Here is a 14085-nt window from a genome sequence, read left to right on the forward strand (position 1 = left end):
AGCAAACGAGCAAACGAGCAAACGAGCAAACGAGCAAACGAGCAAACGAGCAAACGAGCAAACGAGCAAACGAGCAAGCGAACAAGCGAACAAGCGAGCAAGCGAGCAAGCGAGCACGACAAAGCAACACGACCAACCGCCCGACGAGCCCCTCAAATCAATTCAGAGATCTCGATCAAGTTCAAATCCGGGTCACGCACGTACACCGACCGGATCTTCTGCGTCGCCCCGGTGCGTTCGACGGGCCCTTCGACGATCGGCCATTCGACGCGTCGCAGATGCGCGATCACGTCGTCGAGCGGCACCGACGCGATGAAGCACAGATCGAGCGCGCCGGGCACCGGCATGTGCGCCTTCGGCTCGAACTCCGCGCCGCGCACGTGCAGGTTGATCTTCTGGTTGCCGAAGCGAAACGCGAGCCGGCCCGCGCCGAAGGTTTCGAGCTGCATCTGCAGCACTTCGGTATAGAAATGCTTCGTCCGCTCCGGATCGACGCAAGTCAGGACGAGATGGTCGAGGTGATCGATCAGCGCCATGTGATTCGCTCCTGTTGACGACTGTTCACGAAAAAGCCCGCTGCACCGGCATGTCGCCGGCTTCGGCGCGCGGTGCCGGATGCAGGTCCGAGCGGCGCCCGGCCTTCAGGATCTGGCTCGGCACGTCATGCCCGATCAGCGCGGGCAGCCGTGCGGCCGCGGCGAGCACGGCCGCGAGATCGATGCCGGTATCGTAGCCGTCGAGCGCGAGCATGTGCACGAGTTCCTCGGTGCATGCGTTGCCGGTCGCGCCCGGCGCGTACGGACAGCCGCCGAGCCCGCCGAGCGACGCGTCGAAGCGGTCGATGCCGGCGTCGAGCGCGGCGAGCGTGTTCGCGAGCGCCATCCCGCGCGTGTTGTGAAAATGCAGCGTGAGTTGCAGCGCGCCGAAGCGTTCGCGCGCGCGTTCGGCCAGCGTGCGCACCTGCGACGGATACGCCATGCCGGTCGTGTCGCACAGCGTGAAACCGTGCACGCCGAGATCCGCGAAGCGCTGCATCCACGCGAGCACGGTTTCGTCGCGCACGTCGCCTTCCATCGGACACCCCATCGCGGTCGACAGCGACACGTTGATCGCGACGCCGGTGCCGCGCACCGCGTCGATCACGTCGCGCAGCTGGACGAACGACTGCTCGCGGGTCATCCGCAGGTTCGCGCGGTTGTGGCTCTCGCTCATCGACATCACGAGGTTCACCTCGTCAACGCCGCACGACAGCGCGCGCTGCGCGCCGCGCACGTTCGGCACGAGCACCGTATAGACGACGCCCGGCGCGCGCACGATGCCGTGCATCACGGCCTCCGCGTCGCGCAGCGCAGGGATCGCCTTTGGCGACGTGAACGACGTGACCTCGATCTTCGCGTAACCGCAGGCGCTCAATGCGTCGACGAGCGCGATCTTGTCGTCGGTGTCGACGAACGCCGCTTCATTCTGGAAACCGTCGCGTGTCGCGACTTCGTGGATATAGAGTCGTTGGGGGTGCTGGCTCATGTCGTCGCTCCGCTGGACGGTTCAGATCACGCCGCGCGTGCGCCACGCGTCGCGTGTCGCGGCATCGATGCCGATCGATTCGAGTACCGCGTCGGTATCGGCGCCGAGCGCGGGTGCGGGACGCTCGATGCGCCCCGCCGTCGCGCCGAGCTTCGGCACGATGCCCGGCACGAGCACGGGTGTGCCGTCGGGCAGCGCGGCGTCGACGATCATGTCGCGGGCGCGGTAATGCGGATCGGCCGCGATGTCCGCGACGTCGTAGATGCGCCCCGCCGGGATGCGCGCGTCGTTCAGCGCGGCGAGCACGTTGTCGAGATCGTGCAGCGCGCTCCATTCGCCGATCGCCGCGTCGATGCGCGCGACCTGCGCGACGCGCCCGTCGTTGTGCGCGAGCGCCGGGTCGTCGCCGAGGTCGGGACGCCCGATCAGCTCCATCAGGCGCCGGAAGATGCTGTCGCCGTTGCCGGCGATCAGTGCGTACTTGCCGTCGCGGCACCGGTACGCGTTGGTCGGCGCGATGCCGGGCAGGCTGCTGCCGGCCGCCTCGCGCACCGCGCCGAATGCCGAGTATTCGGGCAGCAGGCTTTCCATCATGTTGAAGACGGATTCGTACAGCGCGACGTCGACGACCTGCCCGTTGCCGCCCTGCTGCTCGCGATGCCGCAGCGCGAGCAGGATGCCGATCACGCCGTGCAGCGCCGACAGCGAATCGCCGAGCGACACGCCGACGCGCACCGGCGTGCGGCCCGGTTCGCCAGTGAGGTGGCGCAGCCCGCCCATTGCCTCGGCGATCACGCCGAAGCCGGGCCGGTCGCGATACGGGCCGGTCTGCCCGAAGCCCGACACGCGCAGCATCACGAGGCCGGGGTTGATCGCGGACAGCGTGTCCCAGCCGAGCCCCCAGCCCTCGAGCGTGCCGGGCCGGAAGTTCTCGATCAGCACGTCGGTTTCGGCGACGAGGCGGCGCACGACGTCCTGCCCTTCCGGCGTGCGCAGGTCGAGCGTGAGCGACGTCTTGTTGCGCGACTGCGCGGCCCACCAGACCGACGTGCCGTCGTGCAGCAGCCGCCATTTGCGCAGCGGGTCGCCGACGCCGGGCGGCTCGACCTTGATCACGTCCGCGCCGAATTCGGCGAGCATCCGGCCCGCGAACGGCCCGGCGATCAGTTGGCCGAGTTCCAGCACGCGGATACCGTCCAGGGGTCGCGTCATGACTGTCTCCGATGAAATCGTGTTGTCGATGACGGCGATCATGACGGCGTTCGCGCCCGGCGAAAATCGATCGATGCTCAACCAGCCTTTCCCGAACGGAAAGGTATGGACGGCGCCGTCCCGGCAGAACGCCGCGCCGCCTTTCCTCGCGGGAAAGCGCGCTCGCGCGCGCCTGGCGTCGGCAGCGACGCGCCGGCTCGGGGGACATCAAGACAGGAAGACAGAAAGACGCAACGCCGCGTTGCGGACAACTCGCCGCAGCGGGATCAGACAACGGGAGACGGTATTGAGGCGACGCGCTGCCCGAACCGGTACGCGCGGGTGCGCGATGCGCGCCACCGACGCGTGTCGGCCATCGGCCGCGCGTAGACAGAAAGACGCAACGCCGCGTTGCGGACAACTCACCGCAGCGGGATAGGCCAATCGGGGAGACGGTATTCAGGCGACGCGCAACCCGAACCGGTGGCGCGGATGCGCGATGCGCGCCACCGACGCGTGTCGGCCATCGGCCGCGCGTCGACGGGAATCAGTGCGGAGCGGTTAGTGGACGGCCACGCTTCAGTAAGCGGACATCTCGACGCAAGGATCGACCTTGGACGGCGAGCAGATGACCGAATACTTGGCGCTTTCGCGCATCAGCGCTTCGCCTTCGTGCAGCGCGATCTTGATCTCGGGATGACGCTCGTACGCCAGGAAGGCGGAGCAAACGACCGCGGACATCACGACCAGGGAAAACACAAATTTTTCAAGGGGTTGGAAACGTTCTGGCATGGTTCGACCTTTCTTCTAGGCCGACATTATAACGAAGAATAAGGGTTTTCCCTATATTCGCGGTGGCATACCGAACATCACCCAGGTCGTACCCCTTTTATCTGTCGATTCCCATCTCCCGTTCAAGTCCGCCCAGGCGCCTGCGCCACGTCGACGGCCCTGAGCGGAGACGGATGAATGCCGAGATGGCCCGCGCCGAGGCCCACCCGATTCTGCAGGGAGCTGTGCTCGAACCGCTGGAACGACTCGGCAATATGCTTGCGCAGCAGCGCGACATCCCACGGCTTGATCAGCAATTTCTGAACGGAGCCGTTGTCGGCCGCGTCGGCGAGCGAGTCCCCTTCCCCTTCCCCATAGCCCGACAGCAGGATGCGCACGATGTCCGGGTACAGCGCCTTCACACGCTGCAGCAGGTCGATGCCGGACAGGCTCGGCATCCGGAAATCCGACACGATCACGCCGACGCGATGCTGCGCGAGCAGGACGAGCGCTTCGTCGGGATCGGTGGTGTCGAGAATCTCGTAGCCGTCGCGGCCGAGCGCCCGCCTGAGCCTGCGCAGGACCTCGCGGTCGTCGTCCACGAGCAGCAGCGTCCGGTGCAGCAATTCGCGCTGCCGGCAATGCTCGGGAAGCTGCGAGCCGGCGGACAGCATGTCGGCGATTTCATCGCCGGTGACCGGATGGCTGAAGTAGTAGCCCTGCATCGCATGGCAGCGATGCCGGTTCAGGAACGACAGCTGCGCTTCGGTCTCCACGCCCTCGGCCACCGTCTCCATGTGCAGCGACTCGGCCATCGCGATGATCGAGCGCGTCAGCGAAGCGCCTTCGGCGCTGGTGGTGACGTCGTCGAGGAACGACCGGTCGATCTTGACGACGTCGATCGGCAAGTCCTTCAGGTACGACAGGCTCGAATAGCCGGTGCCGAAGTCGTCGAGCGACAGCACGACGCCGAGCGCCTTCAGTTCGCGCAGCGTGTGCGCGATCGCGTCGCAGTCCTGCATCAGCACGCTTTCGGTGAGTTCGAGTTCGAGCGAGTCCGGCGCCAGACCGGTTTCCTCGAGCGTCGTGCGCACCATGGCGGCCACGTCCTGCTGCCGGAACTGGCGCGCCGACAGGTTGACGGCGATCCGGATCGGCGGATGGCCTTCCCGGCGCCATGCGACGGCCTGCATGCACGCGGTGCGCAACACCCACTCGCCGATCGGCAAGATCAGCCCGCAGTCTTCGGCGATCGGGATGAAGCGGTCGGGCGGAATCACGCCGATCCCCGGCCGCCGCCAGCGAATCAGCGCCTCGACGCCGCTGATCTGGCCGGTCTTGAGATCGACCTTCGGCTGGTAGTACAGCTCGAGCTCGTGGTTCGCGACGGCCTGATGCAGCGCGTTCTCGAGAATCGTCTGCTCCTCGACGCGCGCACCCAGCTCGCGTGTATAGAAGCGGTAGCAGTTGCGCCCGTGTTCCTTCGCCGCATACAGCGCGGCGTCGGCCGTTTTCAGCAGCGTTTCGGCGTTGGCGCCGTCGGTTGGACAGAGGCTCACCCCGACGCTGGTCGTCACGTGCAGGTCGTGTTCGTCGAGCGTGAACGGCTCGATGAAGGTGTCGAGGATCTTGCGGGCGATCACGTCCGCGTCCGCTTGCGTCGCCAGGTTGACCAGCATCACGACGAACTCGTCGCCGCCGAGCCGCGCGACCGTGTCGCCATCGCGCACGGAGCGCTTCAGCCGTGCGGCGACGACGCGCAGCAGCCCGTCGCCGACCGAGTGGCCGAAGCTGTCGTTGATGTGCTTGAAGCGGTCCAGGTCGAGCACCATCACCGCGACGAGCTGCCCGGTGCGGCGCGCCTGCGACATCGCCTGCTCCATCCGGTCGCTCAGCAGGTTGCGATTGGGCAGCCCAGTGAGCGCATCGTGGTTGGCAAGATATTCGATGCGGCCCTGCTGCATCTTGCGCTCGGTGATGTCCTGCACGATACCGCGCAGGATGATCGCGTGGTTCGGATCGCGTCCCGACTCCGCCTGATGCAGCACGCAGCGCTCGGTGCCGTCCGCGTGAACGAGCCGATGCTCGAGCGAGAACGGCACGCCTTCGGTGCGCAGGCTCGTGAACGACTGCACGAGCAACGGCTGTTCGTCGGCCGGCACGGCCTGCAGCAGCCGCTCGAACGTCGGCGGCGCGTGCGCCGCGTCGAGCCCGAGGATCCGGTACAGCTCCGGCGACCAGTAGCCGTCCGTGCGGCCCGCCTGGAATTCCCAGTTGCCGACATGCGCGAGCGCTTGCGCATGCGTGAGGCTGACCTCGGTGGTCGCCAGCTTTTCGACCGCCGCGGCCGCGCGCAGCAGATAGCGGATCCGGTAGCCGAGCAGCTTCCAGCGCATCGGCTTCGACACGAAATCGGTCGCGCCGGCGTCGAACGCGCTGGCGATCGATGCGTCGTCGTCGTTGCCGGTGAGCATCACGATCGGCACGCGGCGGCCTTCCGGCAACGCGCGCAGCGCGCGGCAACAGTCGAAGCCGTCGCCGCCGGGCATCTCGACATCGAGCAGCACGACGGCGGGACGATGACGCAGGAACGCTTCGATGCCTTCTTGCGGCCCCGTCGCCTCCTCGACGCGAAAACCATCGGGCTCCAGCGTTTCCACGACCAGCATCCGCGTCATCGCGTCGTCGTCGATGATCAGAATCGCCGGCAAATCGGCATGTTCGTGGTTCACGACCGTCCTCCTGTTCCTGTATCTGCCGCTTCGCGATCGCGGTGGCGATCGGCCGGCGGCCAGTCAACTTTCGACGCGCTCCGCGACCAGCGCGGCGTGCGCCTGTTCGAATTCCGCATCCGTGCCGGCGACGAGCTCGACGGCCGCGTTCACGTCGGCGGCGCGCGCCAGCCGCTCGATCTCGCGGCAGCGGGCCGACAGCAGACGCGCGCCGACGTTCGCGCTGCTCGATTTCAGCGTATGGGCGGCAAGCTTCAGCGCATCGGCATCGCCCGCTTCGACCGCCGTGTGCATGTCGCGGATCAGCCGCGGCGCGTCCATCGTGAATTGATCGATGATCCGCGTCAGCACGTCCGGGCGGCCGGGCCGCTGGAGCGCGCGCAATGCATCGAGCGCCTTGCGGTCGATCACGTTCGCGTCTTCGTCCGGCTCGGCGGCCGCCGCCGCGCTCGTTTCGATGCTTGCTTCGAGGTTCGTTTCGATACCGGTCCGGGCCACCGCGTCCGCGTTCTCGCTCGCCGCGGCCGGCACGTGTGCGCCGCCGCGAACATGGCGGGCGAGCGTCTGCAGCAGCGCATCGCGGCGGAACGGCTTGCCGAGATAGTCGTCCATGCCGGCGGCCAGGCAGCGCTCGCGGTCGCCGCTGAGCGCATTGGCCGTCAGCGCGATGACCGGCAGACGCGGCGCGCCGGCTTCGGCTTCGCGCCGACGCAGCCGCCGCGTCGCCTCGAAGCCGTCCAGCACCGGCATCTGGCAGTCCATCAGCACCACGTCGAACGCGTCTTGCTCGAGCATCTTCAATGCCTGCTCGCCATCGTCGGCCACGGCGACCCGATAGTCGGTGTCTTCGAGCATCGCGAGCGCGATCTGCTGATTCACCGCGTTGTCCTCCACCAGCAGCACGCGCGCGGCGATCTCGTCGAGCGGCCTGCCCGGGTCCGCCCCGGCTTCATCCGACACGGGCGCGGCCGACGCCAGCCGAGGCGGCAGCACGTGCACTGCGGCCGCGATCGCCGTATAGAGATCGTTGCCATGGAGCGGCTTCGTCAGCCGGGCGGCGATGTCGAGTTCGTGCGCGACCTGGATGCTGTCCATCATCTCGAACGCGGTCAGCGTGATGATCCGCAGCGCACGCAGCGATGGATCGCGACGGATGTGCTGCACGAGCGAGATGCCGTCCATGCCCGGCATCCGCACGTCGATGATCGCGAGGTCGAACGGCGCACCGTCGGCGACGGCGGCCCGCAACTGCGACAGCGCATCGTCGCCGCCGATCGCCGAGGCGACGCACAGGTGCCATTCGATCGCATGTTCGAGCAGCACGCTGCGATCGGTCTCGCTGTCGTCCACGATCAGCACCCGCAGGCCGGCGAGCGACGGCCTTCCGTGTGCCGCGACGCCGACCTCGCCGGACGCCGGCTCGAACGGCGTCGTCACGGTGAATACCGAGCCCTTGCCGGGCGTCGAGTCGAGCGCGAGCGTGCCGCCCATCATCTCGGCGAGCTGGCGGGAAATCACGAGCCCGAGGCCGGTGCCGCCGTATTTGCGCGCGGTCGAACTGTCGGCCTGCTGGAACGGCCGGAACAACTGCGCGGCGACATCGGGTGCGATGCCGATGCCGCTGTCGGCGATCTTGAACACGATGCGCCCGTCGTCCGAATGCGCGGCGCTCAGCGCGACGTGCCCGTGCTCGGTGAACTTGATCGCGTTGCCGAGCAGGTTCGTCAGGATCTGGCGCAGGCGGACCGGGTCGCCGCGCATGCGCTGCGGAACGGAATCGGCGCGCTGGTACACGAGCTCGAGCTCCTTGCGTTGGGCATTGGGCTCCATCAGCGCGACGACGTCGTCGAGCAATTGATGCAGGTTGAAATCGATGCGCTCCAGCGTCAGCTTGCCCGCCTCGATCTTCGAAAAATCGAGAATGTCGTCGATGATCACGAGCAGCGTCTGGCCGGACCGATACACGGTGTCGACAAACTTGCGTTGCTTCGACGTCAGCCGTGTGCGCTGCAGCAGCTCGGTCATGCCGAGCACGCCATTCATCGGCGTGCGGATCTCGTGGCTCATCCTCGCGAGAAAATCCGATTTCGCGGAATTCGCGGCTTCGGCCGTCGCGATCGCGGCCTGCAGGTCGACGTCGCGCCGCTCGATTTCGTCGAGCATCATGTTGAAGCCGGCGATCAGGGCTGCAACTTCGTCGCTCCCTTTATGGGACATGCGCAGCGACAGGTCGCTGCCGCTGCGGATGCGCGCCATCGTGCGCGTGAGGCTCGACAGCGGGCGCGCGATCGACGTGCCGAGCCGATGACTGATCACGAACCCGCCGATCGCGAGCAGGAACGAGACCACCACGATCATCAGGAACGCGCTCGTCACGGCGCGGTACACGTCCGACACGATGCCGCGCTGTTGCAGATCGACGCGCACCGCCTGCTGTTCCGTATAGGCCGCGAGGCGATTGGCGGTCGTGTCGACGTCCGCGACGATGCGCTGCATCGCCACGTCGTTGGCAAGCATGTCCGACTTCACCGCGACGATGCGGCGCGCGGCGCCGGCGAGTTCCGTGGTGAGCGCGACCACGGCCTGGGCGCGGTTCGCGTTGCCCTGCCCGTCCGTGGCGAGGGCGTCGCGCAGTGCGCTCGCGGACCCGGCGAGCGCGCCGGCAAGCTTGTGCAGCTCGTCGTCGGCCTGCTTCAGACGCTCGGGCGTCTCGCTTTGCGCGACCATGCGCAGGTCGAACGCCAGTGCGTTGATGCCACCGTTCACGACGGCCGACAGTGACGCAATCCGGGCGGCGCGCCGCCGGAACGCGATCGCTTCGTCGAGGCGCTGCCGTGCATCGACGATCCGCAACGCGAACGGATCCGCGATCTCCGCGAGCTTCACATCGAGCGCCTCGAGCGACTGCAGGACTTCGTCCTCTTTCGCGCGATAACGGGTCGTGACGGACGGTTGCGCGAACATGCCGGCGCGCAGCGCGACGAGACCGTCGTTGCCTTCGAGGATGTCGGCCGCCACGCGCCCGAGCGCGCTCGCGACGCCCTGCACCGTCGCGGCATCCAGGTTCGGTGCCGCGATCGCGAGCGCATTGCGAGCGCCGTCGATGGACGCCTGCATGCGCTCCCGCAGCGGCGCGAGCCGATATCGGTTCGGCGCGACGTCGATGCGGCCGACGACGGCGACGACGTCCTTGACGTTCGTGCGGACCTGGTCGAGCGCATGAATCGTCCGGTTATCGGCGGTATTGGCCGCGAGCGCGTCGTTCACCCTGGCATCGGCGTCGGTGCCCAGCCGTTCGGTTTCCTTGCCGATCTCGCTCAGCAGCGTGGTGCCGCGAGCCTGCACGCGTTCGATCAGCTGGCGTTCGGCGACGAGTTGCGCGTCGCCTCGCAGGCGCTCGTCGACGCCTTCGTTCATCGATCCGAGCATCGACCGCAGGTCGGCGGACGGCGCGTCGATGCCGCCGTGCCCGTCGATCGCGCGCACGGCCGCCGTCATGCGCGTGATGCGCTGCAATTGCGTGTCGATCTCCGACGACGACTGCTCGCGCTCCGATACGTCCCGCGCCCGCTCGAGCTCGCCGAAATTCACCGCGAGTTCTGCGTACGCGCGCTGCAGTTCGTTGCTGTGCATCTGCAGCGGCAGCGATTCCGTCGTCAGCGTGCGCACGCCGGATGCAATGCCGTGCACGGCGATCAGGCTGGTCACGGCAATCGCCACCGCGCCGAGCAGCATCAGGCTGGTGCTGGTGACGAGCTTCGCCTTGATGTCCATGCAGCCCTCCAGGATCGGGATGGCCAATCGGGATGGCCAATCGGACGGCCAGCGCGCGGCCGTCCGGCCGGTTATCTGGCCGGTGCGTCCAGCGGCGTGACCCGGCCGTGGGCGATTTCGGTGAGGAACACATCGTCGAACGCCTGATGATCGTCGGGATTCAGGTTGGCCACCAGGCCGCCCAGGTCGACATGCCGGATCGATTCGAGCGCCTGCTTCAGGCTTGCCCGGGTGGGCGCCGGGCCCGCGCGTTCCAGCCCGATCAGCGCGACCTTCGCGTCGAGGCAGCCCTCGATGTGCACCACACCCACCTGCTCGCCCGGAAAGCGCTGCTCGATCAGCCGTACGCAGTCGCGGATGACGGGGCGCTCATTGCGCGGAAGCGGCACGACCTGCGAGATCAGCGTGCCGTTTCCTTCGTCGCCGAGCAGGCGCAGCAAGTCGTCGGTGCCGACGAACGACACCGTCGCGAGCCGTGCCTTCAGCCCTTCGCGGCGCGCCGCGCGAATGAACGCGGCCACCGGCGTATACGGGCCGATCATGATGACGACGTCCGGCCGCCCTTCGAGCACGGCCGCCAGGCCGGTGTCGACCGCGGTGGTGCCGCGGCGGAACGTTCCCGTCGCGACGACGTCGAGGCCGTGGCGCTGCAGCGCGAGCCGCGTGCCCGCCAGCACCGCGAGCCCGGAGCCGTCGTCCTGGTAGAACACCGCGAAACGCCTGGCGTGATCGTGCACGAGCAAATGCTCGACGAGTGCGCGCGTTTCGTCTTCGTAGCTCGCGCGGATGTTGAACACCTCCGGCGTGACCGGCCTGCGCAGCGCCATCGCGCCGCTGAACGTGCCGACGAGCGGAATGCCGGCGTCCCTGACGATCGGCAGCACCGCGGTGGTCGTCGGCGTGCCCACATAGCCGAACAGCGCCAGCACGTTGCGCCGCTCGATCATCTCCAGCGTGTCGTCCACGGTCTGGTCGGGCTCGTAGCGATCGTCGGCGACCACGAGCTCGATCTTCCTGCCGCGCACGCCGCCGCGCGCGTTCACGTCGTCGAATACGGCCTGCGCACCCATCAGCAGCCCACGTCCGAGCCCGGCGGAATTGCCCGACTGCGCGTTGACCATGCCCAGGCGGATCGTGTCGTCGCTCACGCCGGGCTCCGCCGCGATGCACGCGGCGGGGCCGGCCATCGCGGCGCAGCATGCGATGAGGGCAAGCGCGCGTCGGTAGCCGTGACGGGCAAGCCTGTGCAACACGTTCGAAGACGAGGTACCCCAACACATCCGTGCGACAGCCTCGCTCTCGTCCATGCTGGGTTCCCCTTCGGCACCCGGTTTTGTCGATTTGATGGTGCGCCGCGCCGTTGCCGTGGTACGCGTCAATTAGTCATATATATAGGTTGCATCTATTAGGACTGCAAGGCGACGAGCGAACGATGGCGTTCGTGGTGGGCCTTGCACCGCAGCAACCGAACGCGCGCGGGCCGCGGCGGCGCCGGAATTACGCCGGCGGAATTTCGATACGGTCGTCAATGCGGGGTGTTGTTGCCGGAACCGGTTCGAGCGGGCCGGAGCCCGTCGTGCCGGCGAATCGGAAAATTCGGGAGAAGGTGCGAGAAGATGCGACTCGGCGCGATGGAAGACTTACCGCGGCGCCGAGGCGCCGCTGGCCGCATTGCCGGGCCATGCGTTGCCGATCTTGTCGATCAGCGATTTGGCGGCGCCGGTCGCGATGGCTGCGTCGACGCCCGAGGTCTGCCACGATCCATCGGCGGCCTGCACGAACGTCAGGTTCGCCCGCGACGGCGCGTAGTCGGTATTGCGCCACGTGACCACGACATCGCACGTGTAGGTGCGCTCGCCGGCCTTTCTGCAGTCGCCGTCGGGCTTCGCGGAAATCACGTCGGCAGACACGGGCAGCGGCTGGCCGAACAGCGCGTTCAGGCCGCCGTGGTTTTCCGCTTCGAGCGCGCGGCGCACCGCGGCGTCGACGTCGCTCGAGGCGGGGCCATCGTGGAGCAGATTGCAGGCAGCCAGCAGCGTGGCCGCACAGCCGAGCGTCAGCAGCGTGGGAAACTTCATGGAACTCCGTGGGTCGGGTGAGCGTCGGGTGGCATGCGGCGATGCCAGTGAACGCATCGCCGGGCCGGTACGCTGCGTAGTCTGCAATGTCGGCGCGTCGTTCGCGGTATCCATTTGTAACGAATTGCACGCAGGCTTGCGCAAGCGCGGACAGCACCGCACGGTGCGATCCCGCCGCTTTCCTTCGCGCTTACTGCCGCTCCTGCTTCACGCGGCTGACGAGTTGCGTCGGGCTCACGAACTGCAGCGCGATCACGACCCAGATCAACGTGATGGCCATGTAGATCATCGCCATCGCGTCGATCGACTGCGGTGCGCGCACGCCGGTCGAGAACACCGCGTAATACAGCGCGACGACGAGCGTCTGCGTGCTCGGGCCGGCGGTGAAGAAAGTCAGCTCGAACATCCCGATCGTGCGCACGAGCACGAGCAGCGCGGCCGCGAGCATGCCGGGCACCAGCAGCGGCAACAGCACGTAACGGAAATAGCGCCACGTGTTCGCGCCGAAGATGCGCGCGGCGGCCTCGAGATTCGGGTCGATCTGCTCGATGAACGGCGTCATCACGAGGATCACGAACGGCAGCGCCGGCACGAGGTTCGCGAGGATCACGCCCGACAGCGTGCCGGCGAGCCCGACCTTGTACATCACGGTCGCCATCGGGATCCCGTAGGTGACGGGCGGCACCATCAGCGGCAGCAGGAACACCAGCAGCGCGAAGCGCTTGCCGCGGAACTGCACGCGCGCGAGCGCATAGGCGGCCGGCACGCCGAGCGCGACCGACAGCAGCACGACCGCGCCGACCACCTCGACTGTCACCCACAGCACGCTCGCGAGCTGGAAGTCTTCCCACGCCTTCGCGTACCAGTGCAGCGTGAAGCCCTGCGGCAGCGGCGTGCCGAACCAGCGCGTCGCGACCGAGTTCACCGCGACGGTCGCGATCAGCAGCATCACGTTCAGCAGGAAGAACGCCATCAGCCCCCACACGAGGGCCTTCCATGCCCGGCCGGCGAGGTTGCTTCTCATCTTCTGCGGTGTCCTCGCGTTGACGGGGCGGGCATCGGGCGCGCCCTGCTTCGGCGGCCAGGCCGGCGCGGCATGATTGTCGGTCGCCATCAGCCCTTGCCCCCTGTCACCGGCCCCGTATAGAAGAAGCGGCGCGCGCCGAGCATCGACGCGACCACCAGCAGCTGCACGAAGCCCATCACGATCGCGATCGCCGACGCGAGCGAATAGTCGTAGCTCTCGAACGCGGCTTCGGCGGCCGCGATCGAGATCACGCGCGTCGGCCCGGCCGGCGCGCCGAGCAGCACGGCCGACGGGAACACTGAAAACGCCTGCACGAACGACAGGCACGCGGCCATCGTGAGCCCCGGCACGAGCAGCGGCAGGTAGATCTGCCGGAACTGCTGCCACGGGTTCGCGCCGAGCGTGGCCGCGGCGCGCGCGAGCGTCGGGTCGATGCCGCTGATGTACGACAGCATCAGCAGGAACGCGAACGGAAAGCCCGACACGATCAGCGACAGCAGCACGCCCCAGTAGTTGTGCGTGAGGCGCACTTCGTCCGTGTACAGGTGCAGCCCCTGCAGCGCTTGCGGGAACCAGCCGTTCGGGCCGAAGTACGTGAGCATCCCGTCGGCGACGAGCACCGTGCCGAGCGTGATCGGAATCACGAGCAGCGTCGTGACGAACTTCTGGTACGGCGAGTTGCGGCGCAGCGCGAACGCGACCGGCACCGAGATGCCGACGTTGAGCAGCGTCGCCGGCACCGCGAGCTTCAGCGTGACGAGCACGGTCGGCCACATCGCGGTGTCGGTGAAGAACTGCACGTAGTTCGCAAGCGCGCCGCCGCCGTTCATCGGCTGGAATGACAGCACGAGGCCGTAGGCGAACGGGTAGATGAACAGCGCGACGATGAACGCGAGCGCGGGCGTGACGAGCCACGCCTTCGCGTCGCGCGGCGTGCCTCCGGTCGCCAGCGTGCTCATGCGGCCTCCCGCTGGCGCGCTGCCGCGCA

The 14085-nt window shown here is 67.7% G+C and carries 10 protein-coding genes; all 10 read right to left on the reverse strand.

Going from position 1 to position 14085, the window contains the following annotated elements; all coding sequences use genetic code 11:
- Positions 1 to 152 precede the first annotated feature (152 nt).
- Positions 153 to 536: a VOC family protein gene (locus tag SB771_RS10460; protein ID WP_175660805.1), complete on the reverse strand. Its 384-nt coding sequence runs from the start codon at positions 534 to 536 to the stop codon at positions 153 to 155.
- 25 nt (positions 537 to 561) lie between these two features.
- Positions 562 to 1524 (reverse strand): hydroxymethylglutaryl-CoA lyase, encoded by a 963-nt coding sequence (locus tag SB771_RS10465; RefSeq protein ID WP_175660804.1) that lies wholly within the window; start codon positions 1522 to 1524, stop codon positions 562 to 564.
- 21 nt (positions 1525 to 1545) lie between these two features.
- On the reverse strand, positions 1546 to 2736 hold the full coding sequence (locus tag SB771_RS10470) for a CaiB/BaiF CoA transferase family protein (RefSeq protein WP_175660803.1): 1191 nt from the start codon (positions 2734 to 2736) through the stop codon (positions 1546 to 1548).
- Positions 2737 to 3294: 558 nt separating this feature from the next.
- Positions 3295 to 3507 carry a hypothetical protein gene (locus tag SB771_RS10475; protein ID WP_006753449.1) on the reverse strand — a complete coding sequence of 71 codons (213 nt, stop codon included), beginning with the start codon at positions 3505 to 3507 and terminating at the stop codon, positions 3295 to 3297.
- Positions 3508 to 3629: 122 nt separating this feature from the next.
- Entirely contained in the window at positions 3630 to 6218 is a 2589-nt protein-coding gene (locus SB771_RS10480) for an EAL domain-containing protein (RefSeq protein WP_175660802.1), read from the reverse strand.
- 63 nt (positions 6219 to 6281) lie between these two features.
- Entirely contained in the window at positions 6282 to 9992 is a 3711-nt protein-coding gene (locus SB771_RS10485; protein ID WP_175660801.1) for a hybrid sensor histidine kinase/response regulator, read from the reverse strand.
- Positions 9993 to 10063: 71 nt separating this feature from the next.
- Positions 10064 to 11140: an ABC transporter substrate-binding protein gene (locus SB771_RS10490; RefSeq protein WP_244096784.1), complete on the reverse strand. Its 1077-nt coding sequence runs from the start codon at positions 11138 to 11140 to the stop codon at positions 10064 to 10066.
- A gap of 492 nt (positions 11141 to 11632) precedes the next feature.
- Positions 11633 to 12070, reverse strand: coding sequence for a hypothetical protein (locus tag SB771_RS10495; RefSeq protein ID WP_175660799.1), 438 nt, complete (start codon positions 12068 to 12070; stop codon positions 11633 to 11635).
- 190 nt (positions 12071 to 12260) lie between these two features.
- Positions 12261 to 13184: an ABC transporter permease gene (locus SB771_RS10500; protein WP_175660798.1), complete on the reverse strand. Its 924-nt coding sequence runs from the start codon at positions 13182 to 13184 to the stop codon at positions 12261 to 12263.
- Positions 13184 to 14056 (reverse strand): ABC transporter permease, encoded by an 873-nt coding sequence (locus tag SB771_RS10505; protein ID WP_175660797.1) that lies wholly within the window; start codon positions 14054 to 14056, stop codon positions 13184 to 13186. The genes SB771_RS10500 and SB771_RS10505 overlap by 1 nt, the downstream gene beginning before the upstream one ends.
- Positions 14057 to 14085: the final 29 nt, after the last annotated feature.

It is taken from the genome of Burkholderia sp. SIMBA_051, assembly GCF_046534915.1.
GTDB classification, from domain to species: domain Bacteria; phylum Pseudomonadota; class Gammaproteobacteria; order Burkholderiales; family Burkholderiaceae; genus Burkholderia; species Burkholderia ambifaria.